The following is a 19693-nucleotide window of genomic DNA, read 5'->3' as shown; positions in this document are numbered from 1 at the left end:
AATAATAACATCATTTAATTTTGAACTATCAAGCATTCCAAATGAGCAAATAATAAAATCATTTTCTGCTATATCTAGTCTTTTCCTGGCATCATACTTGGTTCTTTCAATTGGTTTTCTACGTAATAAAGGAATGACTTCCCAATTTTTAGTAACTTTTTTATCATACCAATGGCAAGCCAAACTATAAGAATAAGAAGAGTGCGTTATGATCCCTTTTGCAGCTGCTAATAAACTAAAGTTTGAAGGATATTTGTACATGATATATTCATCATCATCTTTCTCTGCTCGTTCAATAATCGCTGAATATCCATGTGAGAAGAATAACTCTCTTTCCCAAATACCTAAGCCTCCATCTCTAGATTCAATATATCTTAAATAATTACTCATGTAAAAATCATGCAGACAAACTACACCCGGAACGAGGGTAATTAATTTATGCATATATTCATGATATGGTGAATTTCCAAAATGATATAATATATGATCATAATTTTGAGAATTTTTTAGGAAATCATTTGAGTTAATAACCTTGATTCTATCATCTATAAATTTGCTTGTTATAACAGATTGCTCACAAACAACATCAATATCATAAAAACTCGCAAGATATGGTATCAAATCTTCGCTGTATTTAGCTATTCCAGTTCTTTCCGGAGAGAGTGGTGATATATAAGCCAATTTTAAACGACTTACAGATCTCTCGATATTAATAGCCTTGGTACTTTTATTTATTGATTCGAAAACTTGTAGTGCTTTTAAAGCGGTCTGATCCCATGAAAAATATTTTTTTCTTTCATTTTCTACTTTTTTCAATTTTTCATAAAGACTTTTATCAGTCATTACTCTTTCAATTTTACTAGCAATATCCGCAACTGAGAAAGGATCAAATAATGCATCTTCATCACCAATAACTTCAGGTAAACTCGAATTATTAGCACCAATTACTACAGCACCACAAGCCATTGCTTCAAGAGCAGGTAAACCAAATCCTTCATGCCATGAAGGAAAAATAAATAACGAACACAAATTATAGAGTTTAACTAGGTCATCATCAGAAATATAGCCCGTTATACGAATTTGATCTTCTATATCAAACTTCTTGGCTTCTGCAAGAATATTGTATCGCGAAATATCAGATAATTTTCCGGAAATAACAAGTAAATATTTATTTTTTATATGAACAGGAAGTAAACTATAAGCCTCGAGCAGGCGAGGTAAATTTTTTCTCTCATCGGCTCCCCCAGCATACAGGAAGAAATCTTTCGTTAAAAAATATTTAGTGGAGATATCTTCAATTACAATTTGTGAATATTCATTTTTTTTAAAAAGATCATCACAACCTGTTGAAACGTTGAAAATATTACCTTTTCTATCTTCTAAATATTTGTTACCTTCATTTTCTGTGAACTCTGATATTGCTAATAAAGCATCACATCTATTAATATAATTTATTTTTTCTAGATAAAAATTTTTATATTCTGGATTATGGTCGAGATAATTTTCTGGATTCTGTAAGGGGATTAGATCATATAATGTCGCTACTGTCGGTATTCTGGTGCTAAATTCATTCACACTTAAAATACTATTATCTAAGAAACCTTCGAACATAGTAGGAATATAGATAAGGTCAGGTTTAAGACTATAAATAAAAGCTTCTCTAATAAGCTTTGCATTTTCTATTCGCGTATGATCTTGATTGGCTTGATAACTTAGTGGGCCTGGAGAATACCAAAACTTAATATTCTCTCGGGAAATAATCCCATCAAAATTATCAAGCACAGAAGATATCGAATCAGTCATCGTACCATTAGCAACTAGAATAACATCATGATTTCCTTTGTTTTTAATAATTGCCTTGGTTATTAATAGGGTATATCTACCAATTCCACGAAAACGGCTAGCTGATTGAATTCCTTGCAGGTCAATGACTAATCGCATGCTATTTCCTTTTGGATCTAATATGGAAGTCCAATTTTATTCTCATATTTTTCGTATCATTTGATATATTTAATTCTTCATTGAGTCCCTTATATTTATAAATAACCCTCATAAGACTCGCTTTAAATTTAACATATATATTCCTATATAAATATCTTAATAAATCATAGCAGCCTATTTTTTTTGATAGGAGGACAATATAAATTTTCAAAATATATTCACCTAATTAACGCATTCTATTGGCGATGGCTAATATTCAGTAAGCAACTGATGCTTATGATTTAAAGATGTATTTAATAAAAATACCAATTACAAATAATAGCTATTTTCATTATAAAATTATTTTTCGCTTAATAACTCTAAAATTTCTTTAGTTTTACTATCCATTAAAGTGACATTTCCTATTGATTCAACATTTAGACGCACTACAGGCTCAGTATTTGAAGTTCTTAAATTAAACCGCCAATCACTGTACTCAATACTGATACCGTCGGTTAAATCAACATTGACAGCATCGGGTTCATAGATAGCCCTAATTTTGGCAATGCAACTTTTAGCATCTATCAACTTACGATTAATCTCGCCAGAGGCAGGGAATGCCTTCATACGATCACCAACTAATTGGCTTAAGGACATATTCTTAACGCAAAGTAATTCTGCGACTAATAGCCATGGGATCATTCCACTATCGCAATATGCAAAATCGCGAAAATAATGATGAGCACTCATCTCTCCGCCATATATTGCATCTTCTTTGCGCATTCTTTCCTTTATAAAAGCATGGCCCGTCTTAGACATGACTGGAATCCCGCCAGCTTTAGAAATAATATCAACTGTATTCCAAGTTAAACGTGGGTCATGAATTATTTTAGCGCCCTTTTCTTTCTGTAAAAAAGCTTCACCTAACAAACCTACAATATAATAACCCTCAATAAATTGTCCGTTCTCATCAAATAGGAAACAGCGGTCAAAATCACCATCAAATGCAATCCCCATATCCGCACCAGAATCAATAACAGATTTTTCTGTATCCGCTCGGCACTCTGGAAGTAAAGGATTGGGAATTCCATTAGGGAAATGACCATCAGGGTGATGGTGAACTTTGACAAATTCTATTGGGAGGTGTGCAGCAACAAAGCGTTTTTCAATTTCATCAATCACATGCCCGGCAGCACCATTGCCAGAGTTTATTGCAAGTTTCAAAGGTCTGGTGAAGTTTTTAAAGTCGATGTAACCCATCAAATGATCTACATACTCACTGAGTATTGAGATCTTCTTATAACGACCTCTTTTACTTTGGTCCGGTGCTGTGAAATTATTCTCTTCTGCCAGCCTTTGGATATCACGTAGACCAGTATCACCGCTAATAGGTTTAGCGTTTTCCCGGACCAGCTTCATTCCGTTGTAATTCATTGGATTATGGCTAGCAGTCACTTCTATTCCGCCATCCACGCCTAAGTGAAATGTGGCAAAATAGACCTCTTCAGTACCGCTTAATCCAATATCCAAGACATCACTACCAGCATCCATCAATCCGTCTGCCAAAGCCATCTTTAGGGATTCACTGGTTAACCGAACATCACCACCAACAACAATAGTTTTAGGTTTTAAATACTCACCAAAAGCTCGACCAATACGATAAGCAATATCTTCATTCAACTCTAAACCCAATTGACCACGGATATCATAAGCTTTAAAACAAGTTAGGGTATTCATTGTTTCCTCTAAATCAGCAGCGGCCATAATGGTCTTTAATTCTGATAATGTCGTCATCGCCCAAGTAAGAACCTGACTGAACTTCAATAAGCTCAAGTGGAATTTTCCCTGGATTCTCTAACATATGGAGTGAACCAATAGGAATAAAAGTTGACTGGTTTTCAGTAATTAAGAATGTCTTGTCTGCAATCGTCACTTTTGCAGTACCGGATAACACAATCCAATGTTCTGCACGATGATGATGCATCTGCATAGAGAATGCGCCGCCCGGCTTAACCGTAATGCGATTTACATTAAAGCGTTGTTCATTAACAACAATGTCGCAACGTCCCCAAGGGCGATATGTTTCTCTGTGACGACGATATTCACTGCGCTTTGTTAATTTAAGATGTTCAACAATCTTTTTAACATCTTGTACTTTAGATTTATCAACAACTAATACGGCATCTTTAGTGCTAACAATAACTAAATTGTCCACCCCAACAGCTGCGACTAATTTTTCATCTGTGTTGATATAGCAATTCTGTGTGTCATGTAAGTAAGTATCGCCAGTAACAGCATTACCTAATTCATCTTTGCTGCTCACATCCCAGAGTGCAGACCAAGAACCAACATCGCTCCAGCCGGCGTCAAGCGGTACGACCACAGCATTACTGGTTTTTTCCATCACGGCATAATCAATAGACTCATCCGGACAAGTACTAAATTTATCTTTATCAATAGTGATAAAATCTTTGTCTGAGTCTGAATCTTTCATCGCGGCTTTACAGGCGTCAAGAATATCGGGTCTGAATTTTTCTAATTCTTGGATATATCGCTTGGCGCGGAACATAAACATGCCACTATTCCAATAATATTCACCAGAATGAATATATTGCTCTGCCGTTTTTAAATCCGGTTTTTCAACAAAACGCTCAACTTTGAAAGCTTCAGAGATATCATTAACGGTGGTTTCGCCACGCTGTATATAACCGTAGCCAGTTTCTGGGCCCGTTGGAACGATGCCAAAAGTAACTAGGCTGTCTTTCTTAGCAAATGGAATTGCCTTGGTGACGGCTTGTTGGAATGCTTGGCAATCATTGATTATGTGGTCGGCAGCCAACACTAACATTATTGGGTCGTCGCCTTGGGAGACAGCGTTTAGCGCGGCTAATGCAATGGCAGGGGCAGTATTACGCCCAACAGGTTCTAATATTATATTATGTGATAGTTTATTTATTTGCCGCAACTGTTCAGCGACTAAGAACCGATGTTCTTCATTACAAATGACGACTGGCTCTCTAACAGAAATTCCTTCTAAACGATTCACAGTCTCCTGTAACATCGAATTTACCCCATGCAAGCGTAAAAACTGCTTGGGATAAAGCTCTCTTGACATCGGCCACAGACGACTACCCGTTCCACCCGCCATAATCACCGGAAGTAACATCATATATCCTTATCACTATAAAGTTGCATACAACTAGAAGTACCACACCTCAAATGAGAATAATAACTATTCCATAAGAAATAATAATCAGCATAATTAATTGGTTTAACAACGCTACCGCCCTTGGCTTTACAGCTACCAATAGCTACTTGCTCATATTTACAGCATTTCATCGTCACTGTTAAATTATAGACGTATGATTTTATTGAGTGAATTATACTCACATAATTATTTCTACTGATTATCTATTATATAGCATTAAATTTAACTAGGAAATATCTGTTAGTTTCCTTCATTTATCTGACGTGTTTTTTTAAGGATTACACAATAGTTTCAGTGAGTTACAGTTTTCCTTTTTATTCTTCACATTCGTATTTTTTGTTAGTAATATCGTCCTTTTCTTATATTTGAATTTGAAAACCTCGTGTTACAGGGCCATTATTCTCATCTACGGCACAAGCCATAGAAATAAAAGGTGAAGTTAGAAATATGGAATGGATCGCAGATCCTACTATTTGGGCAGGGCTGGCGACGCTAGTTGTGCTTGAAATTGTGTTAGGTATAGACAACCTAATATTTATTGCTATTTTGGCGGAGAAACTGCCCCGGCACTTGCGGGATAAGGCCAGAGTCACAGGGCTACTATGTGCATTATTGATGCGACTGGTGCTGTTGGCCAGTATCTCTTGGTTAGCGACCTTAACTGCCCCCTTGGTCACCCTTTCCGGGCACCCATTCAGTGCCCGCGATTTGATTATGTTGGTTGGGGGGATATTTTTGCTCTTTAAAGCCACCATGGAGCTCAATGAGCGACTTGAAGGCAAAGACCATCAGCAGAGCCAGCAACGTAAAGGTGCTCGTTTCTGGCCGGTAGTGGCGCAGATTGTCGTGTTGGATGCCATTTTCTCCCTCGACTCAGTTATTACCGCTGTTGGTATGGTCGACCACCTTGCAGTCATGATGGCAGCTGTCTGTATCGCCATTGGGTTGATGCTATTGGCCAGTAAATCACTGACTCGCTTTGTGAATGCACATCCAACCATTGTCATTCTTTGCTTGAGTTTCCTGCTGATGATTGGCTTCAGTCTAGTGGCCGAGGGTTTTGGTTACCATATTCCGAAAGGCTATCTGTACGCAGCGATTGGCTTCTCTGTAATTATTGAGTCATTGAATCAGTTTGCACAATTCAACCGCCGTCGCTTTCTGTCTACTGTTCGGCCGTTACGTGAAAGGACAGCAGAAGCTGTGTTGCGTATGCTCAGTGGCAAGCATGAAGAAGCGGAGTTGGATAATCACACAGCCAATCTGATTGCGGATAATACCAGTGAAGGTCAAGAGGTGTTCAACGAGCAAGAACGTAGGATGATTGAGCGGGTACTGGGGCTAGCTCAACGGACCGTCAGCAGCATCATGACATCCCGCCATGATGTTGAATATCTAGACCTTAATGATCCTCCTGAGAAGTTGGCTCAATTGCTGACGAAAAATCTGCACACTCGAATTGTTGTCACTGAGGATAGCTCGACTGATGAACCCCTGGGGGTTATCCATGTCATTGATTTACTGAAACAACAGTTGGCTGGAGAAAAACTTGATTTACGTGCGTTGATTCGCCAACCGCTGATTTTCCCTGAGCAAGTTTCTCTATTGATGGCACTTGAGCAATTTCGCCAAGCACAGACACATTTTGCTTTCGTGGTCGATGAGTTTGGTTCCATCGAAGGTGTTGTTACTCTGACGGATGTGATGGAAACCATTGCGGGTAATCTACCGGTGGCAGGTGAAGAGCTGGATGCACGCCACGATATTCAGCAAACAGAAGATGGTTGTTGGATTGCGAATGGTTATATGCCGCTGGAAGACTTAGTCCTTTATCTGCCTTTGCCCATTGATGATAAACGTGAATATCACACATTAGCCGGGTTATTGATGGAGTACACCCAGCGAATACCAAAAGTTGGCGAGCAGCTGAAGATTGGCGACTATCTGTTTGAGCCTCTGGAAGTGAGTAGTCACCGTATATTGAAGGTGAAAATAACGCCACTGGCTGTGCCTGATCCTGATTATGAAGTGTAGTTGACCTATGGGGTATAGTTGACCTGCGGTATATTAGGCCGGGTGTCTATTGTCACCCGGCTTTTTTATGGCTTCATGTCGAAATTATAAGTGCACTGGTACCAAAATCTCAGTGGCGACAATCACGACAACCAAACCGACCAATACTGGCACAGAGGTGCGTTTTACCACTTCGAAAGGCGATATTTTTGCCATCCCGGCTACCGCAACAACAACCCCCGAAACTGGGGATAACGTGCGACCTAAATTTGATGCCTGTAGCATGGGAATAACCAGATAAGCCGGGTTTATCCCCATTTGAGCCGCAAGTTTCGGAATCAATTCAACAAAGGCATAAAACGGTGCGTTACCTGAACCTGTTGTCATTGCCGCCAGCATAGTTATCACGACCAAAACCAGCATCATAATAATGCCACCGGTGCCAAAAGATTGAGCCAATCCAATCAAACCGCTGATAAAACCAACGGTGCTCAAACCTTGCGCGAACACCCCAGCAGCAACTAACAACATCACCACAGTCGCAAAAGCATCAGCCATACCGCGATAAGCCACTTCAAGACCGCTGAATACGGTTTTCGCATCGAAACTACGCAAGAATTCAATCACAGCAGCCATCAGCATGCAGATAACCAATACTGTGATGATGTGTAATTCTGGCCCCCATTTACCATCAAATATCAGCACGCCAATAATTGGTGTGAATGGCAAGATGGCATAAAAACCCGGTGCATTTGTTTTGATGTCGTTTACATCCATCATTTCATGCTTTTCCTGGCTTTTATTGTCGAGATAGCGCTGCCAGAAAAAGTGAGCTATGGCCATGCAAACGATAGCGGCAATAGAGATGGGCAATGTTGTTTTAAAGGCAAAATCAACCAGCGGCATTTCAGAGGCTTGTGCAGCCAGCACAACGTCACCGGAGGTGGGAGCCAGAATAATCGCCGCAGGAGATGCGCAAATAGCCGCCGCTGCTCCACGGCTGATACCAACGTTAACCATCACTGGGAATAATGTGGCCATCAACAGCACACCTAACCCGGTTGCCGATGATACCGCCAACGACATCAAGCAGGCCACGATGTATGCCGCGACCATCAGTAAATAGGGGGAATTGATCATTTGCAGCGGTTTAGATGCTATCTTGACTACCACATCATTTGCACCGATATGTGTCATATAAGCCGCAAAGCCACATAACACCATGATCATCATACCCAGATCACCGCCACGGCTCATCAACAGGATTTTGACATATTCGACAATATCCGTTGCTCGCCAACCTGTTGGCGTCGCACTGGCTGGCAACACGCTTTTGCCCATCAGGGCACTGATCGCCAATAGCAGTAGACCACCGACCATCAACACACCTGTGGCCGAATAACCTTTAATAATATAACGGCCTACGCCGACCGCCACGACAATCCCAATCAAAAGATCTAACATATACCCTCTCTCACCGAATATCCCCTTGGTATTTGGGTATACTCATTTGTTGCTGAATGCTGCATTAAGATTCTTCTTGTAAAAATGCAGAAATAGCCCTGCACTCTGCCCAAAGTCCATCGGCGAGTTTATGACATCTATCAATGATTCGCAGGGATTTTAGAAACAAATATTAGTTTGTGAGTAAGCCAAAGTATTTTGTATTTAGAAATACGAGATTGGGGATCAATGCAACAACAGAAAAATAACAAAGAATAGCTATCATCCAATATTGATAAGCCACCCGACATATCAATATTGGCGATGTAGATTAAAGCTTATCAATCAGCTTCTTAAGGTCCTGACGGGCGCGGTTCTCTGGGTTACGTTCAGCCCAGTCACTGAGGGCTCTTTTCGCACGCTGCTGCAATTCATTACGCAGGAGTTGCTCAACATTCAGTTGGTAACTCAATTGAGTCCACGGGCCATAAATACGTAGTGGAATATCCGTGTTTTGTAAAAACTTAACCAACCGATCTTCGCCACTCCAGCCTTGCATCACCCGTACAGACAGATTCATGTCGCACTGCCGTTGAGGTAAATTAAGCTCACCATTGCCTGTAATCGCAATTAATGCAGAATCAGCACTGAGGCTACTTACATTCACTCGCCCTTTGTTTAGAGCCAGATTGGCTTGTAGCTGTTTAACCTCTGTGTAGCGCTCATGGCGCTCTTCGGCTTTAACATCATTGGAACTGCGGGTCACGGCTTGTTGGATAAGCTGCTGGATATTCAGCCCTTGCAACTGCGCACCATTCATGCTGAGTTGCGCATCCCCTTTCCAGCGACGGTTGAATGCCTCGACATTGAGGCCGTCCCCAGACAGTTGCGCTTTCATGGAGAATTTACCGGTCATCATCTGCGGTAAACCTGCCGCCAATAATACAGGCCCCAATTCCATATTATTAATTATAGGGCTAACCGTTGTGAGCACTTTCTTTCCGGTCACATCCAGCGAGCCTGGTAGTGAGAAATCTCCTCCCAGTGCCTTGCCCGTTAAATGACTTATCTGCACATTCCCTCGTTGGTTTGATGCCTGCAGATTCAGTTGATTGACGTTGATAGCGCGATAAACCAAGTTACTCGCTGTGAGTGTTATTTGTGCAGTAAAATCGCGCAATGCTTGTAAGTCTTGACCGACATCATCATCAGCCTGAATCGCAATAACCGGTGCAGTCGCAATCGGCTGTTTAGCCAACGCTTTGCTATCCGCCGTGTTTTTAGCCTCCCAACCAAAAATCGCGTCTAAGTTTAGATTATCAGCAGCTAGATTGATGGCATAATCAGGGATATCACCCAGCGTCGCTTTGGCGCTCCCGGTCAACTGGTTGTTATTTGCTGAGAAACTCAGTTGGTTCAGCAATAACTGCTGGATGTCACTTTGATAGCTGGCTTGTAATGTTCCCTCTCCACTCACGCCCCCGATAGGAATATCTGCGCCTTCCAATTTATAGGTAAATTGGCTGATATTGGCACTGAACTGCTGCGGATAATGGCGCATGTCGGCATCTGCAACCATGGCAAACGTGATATCCCGTTGATTACGGTTAACACGGCTGGAAAGAGTGATATGGACTTGTCGTTGCGCGTCTTGTTGAAGCTCAAGGTTAATGTCGCGGACATTCACTTGATCATTATCTGTCCGTTGCCAAACCAACAGGCTGTCAGCAATCTGGACTTTATTAATATCAAGCTTCCAAGCGCGGTGTTCATCAACAGGTGCAGTTCCGCTTGGGGCAACTGGCGCTCCTGGTTGTTGTTGTGCTTCACTGTCAGGCGTTAAGCGGATAACCGCCCCTTTCAGCATCACCTGTTTAACATCAAGCTGATGTGATAGCAGTGGCCAGAGTTTGACATCCAAGCGCATATTTTCAGCACTGATCACTGGAGTCGTCGCGCCGGGGGCCGTCAGCGCAGTCCGGCCAACAATAATGCTAAGTTGTGGCCAGACATGCCAACGCAAATCACCTTCAAGTTGTAGCTGATAACCACTTTTCCTTTCAACCTGTTTGACCATATATCCACGGAAGTCATTTGGATTTACTAGCAATACCAATGCGCTCATACCTGCAACTAATACAACGAGCAGGATAATTAACGTCGTTAGTAATCGTCTCATGACATCCTCTTGTCTAAACAAGCGATAAAGCCCAAACCGGCTAAAATCAGCGAGAAAAATGGCTAGTCTTTGTCGATACGACTGGCTACAGCACCTTGTTGGCCCCGGTATTTTGCATCCTGACGACTATTATAAGGACGAGCTGCCGGGCCTGAAAGTGGCTCAAAACTCAGCGCGCCAATGAGCATCCCTGGACGCAGGGCCAATGGCAGCTTACCTGAATTATAGAACTCCAGCACAATCCTGCCTTGCCAACCGGGATCGATTCGGTGTGCTGTCACATGCACCATCAACCCAAGACGGGCCAAAGAAGAGCGGCCATCAAGCCAACCGACCAAATCATCAGGGATAGTAACTGATTCTAGTGTCACTGCGAGCGCTAACTCACCAGGATGCAGGAAGAAGGCCTCCCCTTCAGGTAAGTTGATCTCATCACTCATGACCCGTTCGAGCGCTTCACTGACTTCATCTTTCGGGCCACTTAAATCTATATATGCAGCAGTGTGGCCACGGAACACTCGAAATTGGTTGCCTAAGCGAACATCGACTGTAGCACCATTGATACGTTCGACAGGCGGGCGAGGGTCAATGCCCAATTTTCCGCTGTCCAGCCAAGCCTCTATGTCACGGTCGCACAGTCTCATTGCTTAAATCTCCATTAGAATTCGCATGTTACAGCTCGCATACTCTGAAAGCTGCCATATTAAGAAGCAAAGGTCCAGACGAACATTACTCAAAGAACTGGCTGATTTTTGCTTTTAGAATATCGATCGCAATTCGGTTCTTACCACCGCGCGGAACGATAATGTCAGCATATTGTTTGGAAGGTTCTATAAATTGCAGAAACATTGGGCGTACGGTTTTCTGGTACTGCGCCATAACAGAATCCATTGAGCGGCCACGTTCATTCACATCACGCTTCATTCGGCGCATCAAGCAGATATCCAATGGGGTATCGACAAAGATTGAGAAATTCATCTCCTGGCGCAAGCGGATATCAGTCAACAGCAAGATCCCTTCCAGAATAATGACTTTCTTCGGTTCTAAATGGACAGTCTCTTTTTTACGCGTGTGCTCGGTATAGCTGTAAAGTGGCAATTCAATCGACTTACCTGCTTTCAGTGATTGCAGATGTTCTAGCAATAAGTTGTGATCCATGGCGCTGGGGTGGTCGTAGTTGGTTTTGACCCGCTCTTCCATCGACAGATGACTCTGGTCTTTGTAATAACCATCCTCAGGGATGACGCCAATATGTTGGTCGCCCACCTGTTCGCGCAACTCACGATACAGCGTACTGGCGATAAGACTTTTTCCGGAGGCTGAGGCACCCGCTATCCCGATAATGACGCACTGGTGTGCTTTGTCAGTCATAAAATTAAAGACCTGATTACTAAATGTTGTGAGGGGAGACGAAGCATGCAAGATGCTTCGAGCGCGCCAATTATAAGGAGTTAGCCCGTTCGATGCTAGCGCTATACCCTTCATACTTGAAGTTGCAGCAGTGTTAGCTGCCCTCAAGCACCCGAGTCACTGACCAGTGTCAGCTCATCGGGATGCTCTCGTTTGCCGCCTACCTGCAACCCCAATTATTTTGGGTATCAATCAAGCGCGCTCACTACAGTGCGCGGAAGGAGATTTCCGTAGGGATAGCCTCACCTTTCCAGTACATTTGTGCCGCAACTCGGGATGCCAGTTCGCGATACATTCCTGTGAATTCACTGTCGGGTTTGCAGGCAACCGTCGGCTCTCCACGGTCCAGATCTTCACGCAATGACATATGCAGAGGAAGTTGCCCCAGTAACTCGCAATTGTACTTTTTCGCTAATTTCTCTGCCCCACCCGTACCAAAAATAGGCTCCAGATGGCCACAGTTGCTACAAATGTGCACACTCATATTCTCAACGATACCCAGTACCGGCACATGAACTTTCTCAAACATCACAATGCCTTTCATCGCGTCGATCAATGCAATGTCTTGTGGTGTTGTCACCACCAAGGCACTAGTGACCGGAATGTTCTGCGACAGTGTCAACTGGATATCCCCAGTACCCGGTGGCATATCAATCACCAGATAGTCCAAATCTGGCCATAGAGTGTCTTGCAGCATCTGTAACAATGCCTTACTAGCCATAGGGCCACGCCATACCATCGCATTCTCATCAGTGACCAGATAACCAATAGAGTTAGTGGCTATCCCGTGGGCCATAATTGGCGCCATATGTTTACCATCAGGGGAGGTTGGCCGCTGATTCACAGTTCCCATCATGTTGGGAATGGACGGGCCATAAATATCAGCATCCAAAATACCAACGCTAACCCCTTTCTCAGCCAATGCCAGTGCCAGGTTAACGGCAGTGCTGGATTTCCCCACCCCACCTTTGCCGGAACTGACAGCCAGTATGTTGCGCACGCCTTTAATACCCGGCTGGTCATTAGCACGTTTCAGCGTTGTAATATTATGAGAGAGCTTCCAGTCAATGGCTTTAGCGCCGGTCACCGTCAGCAATTCATCACTGACGGATTCTTTTAATATCTCAAAACCGAACTGCCAGGCAAAAGGCATCACCAGCTCGATATGCAGTACATTGTCCAGTAACGCGCAGTGGTGAATAGCACGTAGAGTGCTCAGATCCTTTTGCAAGGTTGGGTGAGTAAAGGCAGCAAGAACCTTTGAAATTTGTGATTGCAGCAGGTCAGCGGTGGTCTGCTCAGGGGATTTTTGGCTCATCCCGGCTCCTTGAATTTATCGTTATTAACCTCCAATAGTGTACCAGAACTCATCCAGACCTGTGTGCACCGAATAGTGAGAAAACCATGACAGACCGCATAATCCACAGTGTTAATAACTCAATGTGCTGAAAAGTGACTAAAATGAGCTTGTTACCACTTAAGGTAATCTGCGGCTTGCCTTACCCTAGCGACAAGCCCGCTTATCGGTTAACATCAAAGACCCTTTAATCCACATAAAGAAAGCAATTTCCCACTATGGCTCAAGTCGCGAAAAAAATATTGGTGACGTGCGCGCTACCATACGCTAACGGTTCTATTCATCTCGGCCACATGCTCGAGCACATCCAGGCAGATATCTGGGTCCGTTTCCAGCGAATGCGCGGCAACCAGGTTCATTTTATCTGTGCAGATGATGCCCACGGCACCCCAATCATGCTGAAAGCGCAGCAACTGGGTATCGAGCCAGAGCAGATGATTGCCGAAATGAGCCAGGAGCACCAACAGGATTTCGCCGGTTTCGCTATCAGTTATGATAACTATCACTCCACTCATAGTGATGAAAACCGTGAGCTGTCGAGCCTGATTTACAGCCGCCTGAAGGCTAATGGCTATATCAAAAATCGCACTATTTCTCAGCTCTATGATCCTGAGAAAGGCATGTTCCTGCCCGATCGCTTTGTGAAAGGCACTTGTCCGAAGTGTAAAGCGCCAGATCAATATGGCGATAACTGTGAAGTTTGTGGCGCAACCTACAGCCCGACGGAGCTTATCGATCCAAAATCTGCGGTATCAGGTGCAACACCGGTAATGCGTGAGTCTGAGCACTTCTTCTTCGACCTACCTGCGTTCAGCAACATGCTGCAAGCGTGGACACGTTCTGGTGCACTACAAGAACAAGTTGCCAATAAAATGCAGGAATGGTTTGAATCTGGCCTGCAACAATGGGATATCACCCGTGACGCCCCTTACTTCGGTTTTGAAGTGCCAGATGCCCCCGGCAAATATTTCTACGTTTGGCTGGATGCGCCAATTGGCTATATGGGGGCATTTAAAAACCTGTGTGACAAGCGCGGCGATTTAGATTTTGACGAATTCTGGCGTGAAGGTTCGACAACGGATCTTTATCATTTCATTGGTAAAGACATTGTTTACTTCCACAGCCTGTTCTGGCCAGCCATGCTCGAAGGCAGTAACTTCCGCAAGCCGACCAACCTGTTTGTACATGGCTATGTCACCGTAAACGGCGCGAAAATGTCGAAATCCCGCGGTACATTTATCAAAGCGGGCACTTACCTAAAACATCTCGATGCAGATTGCTTGCGTTATTACTATGCCGCCAAGCTCTCTTCACGCATTGATGATATCGACTTGAATCTGGAGGATTTCGTCCAGCGTGTTAATGCTGATATCGTCAACAAAGTGGTGAATCTGGCTTCCCGTAATGCCGGTTTTATTAACAAACGTTTTGCCGGCAAATTAGCCGATCAACTTGCTGATCCTGCGCTGTATAAAACCTTTACCGATGCTGCGACCAGTATTGCTGATGCTTATAACAGCCGTGAATCAGGTAAAGCGATTCGTGAAATTATGGCGCTAGCAGATGTGGCAAACCGCTATGTTGATGAGCAGGCACCTTGGGTTGTGGCGAAAGAAGAAGGCCGCGATGCTGATTTGCAGGCCATTTGCTCCATGGGGATCAACCTGTTCCGAGTTCTGATGACTTACCTCAAGCCAGTATTGCCATCCCTGACAGAACGTACTGAGGCTTTCCTCAATACCGAACTGACATGGGATAGCATTGAACAGCCGTTGCTCGGCCATCAGATTAATACCTTTAAGGCGCTGTTTAACCGTATTGACTTGGACAAGGTGAACGAGATGGTCACCTCTTCTAAAGAAGATATGGCCCCAGCCGTAGTAGCAACGGGCCCATTAGCTGATGATCCAATTCAGGAAACCATCAATTTTGATGATTTTGCTAAAGTGGACATGCGTATCGCACTGATTCAACAAGCCGATTTTGTTGAAGGCTCAGATAAATTGTTGCGGCTGAAACTGGACCTCGGTGGCGAAACTCGCCAAGTCTTCTCGGGTATTCGCTCGGCCTATCCTGATCCGAAAGTATTGGAAGGGCGTTTGACTGTGATGGTTGCGAACCTAGCTCCACGCAAAATGCGCTTTGGTATTTCAGAAGGCATGGTGATGGCAGCAGGCCCCGGTGGGAATGATATCTTCCTACTCAGCCCGGATAATGGTGCTCAACCTGGCATGCAAGTAAAATAATCCTCCTCGTTAACATGCTGGTCAAGGCTAACTTGACCAGCATTCTTAGGGCATCTAGGCGCTAACTCTCACCGTCACTCTATTCTTTAGGTATTTGAGGTTGCCGCTCACGCAGCCAATCTTCCAGCCAAAAAAGCATATTAATAAACAGGCTTAAGGAAAAAATCAAAAATAGAATATTATCTAATAAAGAGATCTTAATTAGTGCGTCGATAATAATATTCTTATGATGTTTTATATCGACGAAACCCGAAGAGAAAAACCAAAAGACACCAACCGCGCCCAATATATTTAATACCACCACAGGCCAATGCCATTTAGCCAGTAGAAAGAAAATCCATGACAGCATCATCAATGAAATAAAGGCGTCATCCGGCTCAAATAGCAGGAAAAAACTGATATATAACAAACTAAAACAGATCAGAGTCAGTCCAAACGGATACTCATCAGGTAAGTTAGAAGCTAATTGTTTTCTACGTTCACATGTGGGTGGTTTTACGTCATAGATATTGATAAAGATGAGATAAAGTAAAAATAACCCGAATAAAAATAGCGTGAGCGTACTATTCTGAAAATAACCACCAAGCGGAAGAAGATGGAAAATTAATAAATAGGGGCTCAGTCTCTGGCTTGCCAAGCGATATGAGCAAGGCAATAACAATACTAATGAATATACGATAGAAAAAGATGATATTGACAGCGATAAGATTTCATCAAAAAAATCAGGAAACATTATCATTGTTAAGAAAATGATAATTATCGACGCAAATAAGTAGCGGATAAAAAGAAAAAGAAACTCGGTACGAGACATATAACGATAGAGGGTATCATCGTTAATAGCATTGCTGATAATGTCATTGACATTCAGTTTTGTCTTATCAGCTTCATCCTGTCTGAATTTATATAGGTTGCTAATTTTACCCATGGTGATTTTAATCCTTTAAATATCATTAAATTTAGAACGTGTAGAACTTACATCAATTATGATGATTAACCTTATTATCTCTCAATGCTATTTAGAATATCAGCACTCAGTTAGTAACGAAATAAAATAATAATCATGACATTTGTCGCATGAACAATAAGGTTATATGTCACTCAGACAAAACCACTGAAATTAAACGGTTATTACATCGACTTACTGCTAATTATAATGACTGACAGCCTTACCCCCTACCTTTTGCTGCTTATTTAAGCTATCCAAACTAAAAGATATAACGCGATCCAAAAATTCATAACAAAGTTAATTCCTTATCAAAATAGTTATGGTTATGATGCTGTACAGAGACAAATGGACGTCTAGACACAAAGATAGCTATAACAACGACAACAACACACATTGCATACCTAATTGACACCATGACGGAGTTCCGGATGAAAAATATTGCTTCCCCTTTACTGGCCCTGGGCCTACTGACGGCCCTACCGGTATTCGCTGCGAGCACCGCCACAGTCGCCCCCATTCCAGAGGCTATTGCCAAGCATCAAGGGCAGATTAAAATTGCCGTCATCCGCAATTTAGGTTCCGATGACAACACCACACAATTTTTATCTGGCGTATTAAAAGAAGGTAAAAAACTCGGTTTCAAAATCGACACTTTCTTAAGTAATGGGGATGATGCACGTTTTCAGGACTTCGTTAACCAAGCCATTAGCCAAAAATATGATGGCATCATTCTTTCTCAGGGCCGTGATCCCTACTCAACTGAGTTGGCTAAGCGTATCGCCGCCAATGGCATTGCGGTATCCGTATTTGATACCGCAATACAGGGTGAGATTCCCGGTCTGACAGTGACTCAGCAAGATGACGCTTCTCTTACCAATGAATCCTTTGGTCAGTTAATCAAAGACTTCGATGGTAAAGCCAATATTATCAAACTCTGGGTAGCCGGTTTCCCGCCGATGGAACGTCGTCAGGCTGCCTATCAGGCACTGTTGAAACAGAACCCTGGCATTAATGAACTTGAATCTATCGGGGCAGTTTCATCAGATGTTCAAGGTGATACCGCAAACAAAGTGGGCGCAGTCTTGGCGAAGTATCCGAAAGGAAAGATTGACGCTATCTGGGGGACTTGGGATGCCTTCACTCAGGGCGCTTATAAAGCTCTACAAGAAAATGGCCGCACAGAGATCAAACTGTACAGCATTGATATTTCTAATCAGGATTTGCAACTGATGCGTGAAGCCAATAGTCCATGGAAAGTCAGTGTTGCCGTTGACCCTAAGCTCATTGGTGCGGTTAACTTACGCCTGATAGCCAAGAAAATTGCCGGTGAAGAGACCCCCGCCACTTATGAATTTCGCGCGGCATCGATTCCACAAGCCTTGTTAGTCAGCCAACCCGGTCCGGTCAACGTTGCAGGTTTAAGTAAAATTATTCCCGGTTGGGGCCAATCAGATGATTTCAACTCGCCTTGGTTTGCGACGCTTGCCGCTAAAAACGGTCAGTAAAATCCGCGGGTTCAATTGATTTGGAGTTATATAGATGGCAACGCAAAGATTCTTGCCGACACCTGAATACAGCCGCAATATGCGGCTGATTGGCCATAGTGATCAAGGCGGTAAACCTGATGGTGTACAAGTTATGGTGCACCGTGGGTATGCCTATGTCGGTCATATGGTGTCGCAAGGTGTCTCAATTATTGATGTGCGGGATGCGAAAAACCCACGACCTGCCGGTTTTATTGCTGCGCCGCCTAATACCTGGAATGTGCATTTACAGGCCCACGATGACCTGCTTTTGGTGATTAATGCCCGTGATCTGTTTGCTGACGCCAGCTTTGCCGAGGAAAAAGTGTATTACACGCGCTCGGTAGCACAAACGGTCAGTACTCGCCAAGAGGGCCGCAGTTGGAGTGCTGGACTGCGTATTTTTGATATTTCGACACCAGATAAACCTCGTGAGATAAGCTTCCTACCACTTGATGGTATTGGTATTCACCGTATTTGGTACGTCGGTGGGCGCTGGGCCTACGTTTCTGCACTTCTGGATGGTTACAGTGATTATATCTTCCTAACCATTGACTTGGCTGACCCACAAAAACCGCAAGTGGCTGGTCGTTATGCTTTACCCGGCATGCATACTGCCGCAGGGGAGCAGGCAAGCTGGCCAGAAGGTAAACGCTATGCACTACATCATGCCATCATCAGTGGTGATACGGCTTATGGCAGTTGGCGCGATGGCGGTCTAACGCTGTTGGACGTCAGTGACCGTTATGAGCCAAAACTGATCAGTCACCGCAACTGGAGCCCACCGTTTGGTGGCGGAACGCACACTGCTCTGCCCCTGCCCGATCGCAATTTATTGGTGGTTCTGGATGAAGCTGTCCTGGATAATCAGGAAGATGGCGAGAAGCATATCTGGGTGTTTGATATCCGAGAGCCAAGCAATCCAGTGAGTATCTCAACATTCCCGGTCCCTGATGAACAAGATTATGTGAAAAAAGGTGCCCATTTTGGCCCACATAATCTGCATGAAAACCGGCCCGGTAGTTTTATCAGCTCATCACTGATTTTCGCTACCTACCAAAATGCCGGTGTGCGCGCTTATGATATCAGCAACCCTTATCACCCCAAGGAAACTGGGGCTTTAGTTCCCGCCGCACCCGCAAAAATGATGGATAAGCGGCCCGGACGCCTTCAAGTTATTCAATCTTGTGATGTGTTTGTTGATGCACAAGGGATTATCTATAGCACCGATTATAATGGCGGTCTGTCGATCATCGAGTATTTAGGTTAATTATCTGTTAATAGCAGGTCGATTCAGGTCGATCTGCTGTTTGAAAAAAATTTCCGCTTACCCCCCTCTCTTTCTTGTCGTAATAGTCTACTGTAATTGCCTGAGCCACTATGTCGTTAACGGTGAGAATCACACTTTTAAGTGAAAAAATCGCCTAAAAACAACTCATTGCCCAAAT

Annotated in this window: 13 protein-coding genes; 4 read left to right on the top strand and 9 right to left on the bottom strand. The window is 43.4% G+C overall.

Annotation, left to right across the window (positions count from 1 at the left end; translation table 11 throughout):
* The 3 genes from HUZ92_RS15190 to HUZ92_RS15180 form a co-directional block, all read right to left on the bottom strand.
* Window positions 1-1941: glycosyltransferase family 4 protein (locus HUZ92_RS15190; RefSeq protein WP_174846861.1), on the bottom strand; the 1941-nt coding region annotated here is incomplete at its 3' end.
* Window positions 1942-2280: 339 nt separating this feature from the next.
* Window positions 2281-3657 carry a phosphomannomutase CpsG gene (gene cpsG, locus HUZ92_RS15185; RefSeq protein WP_050098652.1) on the bottom strand — a complete coding sequence of 459 codons (1377 nt, stop codon included), beginning with the start codon at window positions 3655-3657 and terminating at the stop codon, window positions 2281-2283.
* A gap of 13 nt (window positions 3658-3670) precedes the next feature.
* Window positions 3671-5086 (bottom strand): mannose-1-phosphate guanylyltransferase/mannose-6-phosphate isomerase, encoded by a 1416-nt coding sequence (locus tag HUZ92_RS15180; RefSeq protein WP_050098580.1) that lies wholly within the window; start codon window positions 5084-5086, stop codon window positions 3671-3673.
* A 489-nt stretch (window positions 5087-5575) separates the two neighbouring features.
* On the opposite strand from HUZ92_RS15180, the gene HUZ92_RS15175 reads away from it, so the two are divergent.
* Window positions 5576-7162, top strand: a complete 1587-nt coding sequence (locus tag HUZ92_RS15175; protein WP_050140719.1) for a TerC family protein — start codon at window positions 5576-5578, stop codon at window positions 7160-7162.
* A gap of 84 nt (window positions 7163-7246) precedes the next feature.
* Here HUZ92_RS15175 and dcuC read toward each other — a convergent pair whose 3' ends face one another.
* The 5 genes from dcuC to apbC form a co-directional block, all read right to left on the bottom strand.
* On the bottom strand, window positions 7247-8605 hold the full coding sequence (gene dcuC, locus HUZ92_RS15170) for an anaerobic C4-dicarboxylate transporter DcuC (protein WP_050098584.1): 1359 nt from the start codon (window positions 8603-8605) through the stop codon (window positions 7247-7249).
* 310 nt (window positions 8606-8915) lie between these two features.
* On the bottom strand, window positions 8916-10763 hold the full coding sequence (gene asmA / locus HUZ92_RS15165) for an outer membrane assembly protein AsmA (protein ID WP_050098586.1): 1848 nt from the start codon (window positions 10761-10763) through the stop codon (window positions 8916-8918).
* A 62-nt stretch (window positions 10764-10825) separates the two neighbouring features.
* Window positions 10826-11407 carry a dCTP deaminase gene (gene dcd, locus HUZ92_RS15160; protein ID WP_050098588.1) on the bottom strand — a complete coding sequence of 194 codons (582 nt, stop codon included), beginning with the start codon at window positions 11405-11407 and terminating at the stop codon, window positions 10826-10828.
* 85 nt (window positions 11408-11492) lie between these two features.
* Window positions 11493-12134, bottom strand: coding sequence for a uridine kinase (gene udk, locus HUZ92_RS15155; RefSeq protein ID WP_004388770.1), 642 nt, complete (start codon window positions 12132-12134; stop codon window positions 11493-11495).
* 244 nt (window positions 12135-12378) lie between these two features.
* Window positions 12379-13491 carry an iron-sulfur cluster carrier protein ApbC gene (apbC, locus tag HUZ92_RS15150; RefSeq protein ID WP_050098589.1) on the bottom strand — a complete coding sequence of 371 codons (1113 nt, stop codon included), beginning with the start codon at window positions 13489-13491 and terminating at the stop codon, window positions 12379-12381.
* A 257-nt stretch (window positions 13492-13748) separates the two neighbouring features.
* Between apbC and metG the strand changes: the two genes are divergently transcribed.
* On the top strand, window positions 13749-15776 hold the full coding sequence (gene metG, locus HUZ92_RS15145; RefSeq protein ID WP_145579886.1) for a methionine--tRNA ligase: 2028 nt from the start codon (window positions 13749-13751) through the stop codon (window positions 15774-15776).
* Between the two features lie 79 nt (window positions 15777-15855).
* On the opposite strand, the gene HUZ92_RS15140 is transcribed toward metG, so the two are convergent.
* On the bottom strand, window positions 15856-16701 hold the full coding sequence (locus HUZ92_RS15140) for a hypothetical protein (protein ID WP_072086561.1): 846 nt from the start codon (window positions 16699-16701) through the stop codon (window positions 15856-15858).
* Window positions 16702-17150: 449 nt separating this feature from the next.
* Here HUZ92_RS15140 and HUZ92_RS15135 point away from each other — a divergent pair, with 449 nt between their 5' ends.
* Both HUZ92_RS15135 and HUZ92_RS15130 read left to right on the top strand, forming a co-directional pair.
* Window positions 17151-18227: a sugar ABC transporter substrate-binding protein gene (locus tag HUZ92_RS15135; protein ID WP_050098593.1), complete on the top strand. Its 1077-nt coding sequence runs from the start codon at window positions 17151-17153 to the stop codon at window positions 18225-18227.
* Window positions 18228-18261: 34 nt separating this feature from the next.
* Window positions 18262-19515: an LVIVD repeat-containing protein gene (locus tag HUZ92_RS15130; protein ID WP_145579887.1), complete on the top strand. Its 1254-nt coding sequence runs from the start codon at window positions 18262-18264 to the stop codon at window positions 19513-19515.
* Window positions 19516-19693 lie beyond the last annotated feature (178 nt).

The sequence above is a fragment of the Yersinia vastinensis genome (assembly GCF_902726565.1).
Lineage (GTDB): Bacteria > Pseudomonadota > Gammaproteobacteria > Enterobacterales > Enterobacteriaceae > Yersinia > Yersinia vastinensis.
The sequence above is the reverse complement of the archived record's forward strand: the minus strand, read 5'-3'. Positions and strand labels throughout refer to the sequence as shown.

What these genes read in the sequence shown, in the direction of transcription:
- cpsG (WP_050098652.1), bottom strand. Translation starts at nt 3,657, where the DNA reads ATGAATACCCTAACTTGTTTTAAAGCTTATGATATCCGTGGTCAATTG.
- metG (WP_145579886.1), top strand. Translation starts at nt 13,749, where the DNA reads ATGGCTCAAGTCGCGAAAAAAATATTGGTGACGTGCGCGCTACCATAC.
- HUZ92_RS15135 (WP_050098593.1), top strand. Translation starts at nt 17,151, where the DNA reads ATGAAAAATATTGCTTCCCCTTTACTGGCCCTGGGCCTACTGACGGCC.
- HUZ92_RS15130 (WP_145579887.1), top strand. Translation starts at nt 18,262, where the DNA reads ATGGCAACGCAAAGATTCTTGCCGACACCTGAATACAGCCGCAATATG.
- asmA (WP_050098586.1), bottom strand. Translation starts at nt 10,763, where the DNA reads ATGAGACGATTACTAACGACGTTAATTATCCTGCTCGTTGTATTAGTT.
- HUZ92_RS15175 (WP_050140719.1), top strand. Translation starts at nt 5,576, where the DNA reads ATGGAATGGATCGCAGATCCTACTATTTGGGCAGGGCTGGCGACGCTA.
- dcd (WP_050098588.1), bottom strand. Translation starts at nt 11,407, where the DNA reads ATGAGACTGTGCGACCGTGACATAGAGGCTTGGCTGGACAGCGGAAAA.
- apbC (WP_050098589.1), bottom strand. Translation starts at nt 13,491, where the DNA reads ATGAGCCAAAAATCCCCTGAGCAGACCACCGCTGACCTGCTGCAATCA.
- dcuC (WP_050098584.1), bottom strand. Translation starts at nt 8,605, where the DNA reads ATGTTAGATCTTTTGATTGGGATTGTCGTGGCGGTCGGCGTAGGCCGT.
- udk (WP_004388770.1), bottom strand. Translation starts at nt 12,134, where the DNA reads ATGACTGACAAAGCACACCAGTGCGTCATTATCGGGATAGCGGGTGCC.
- HUZ92_RS15180 (WP_050098580.1), bottom strand. Translation starts at nt 5,086, where the DNA reads ATGTTACTTCCGGTGATTATGGCGGGTGGAACGGGTAGTCGTCTGTGG.
- HUZ92_RS15140 (WP_072086561.1), bottom strand. Translation starts at nt 16,701, where the DNA reads ATGGGTAAAATTAGCAACCTATATAAATTCAGACAGGATGAAGCTGAT.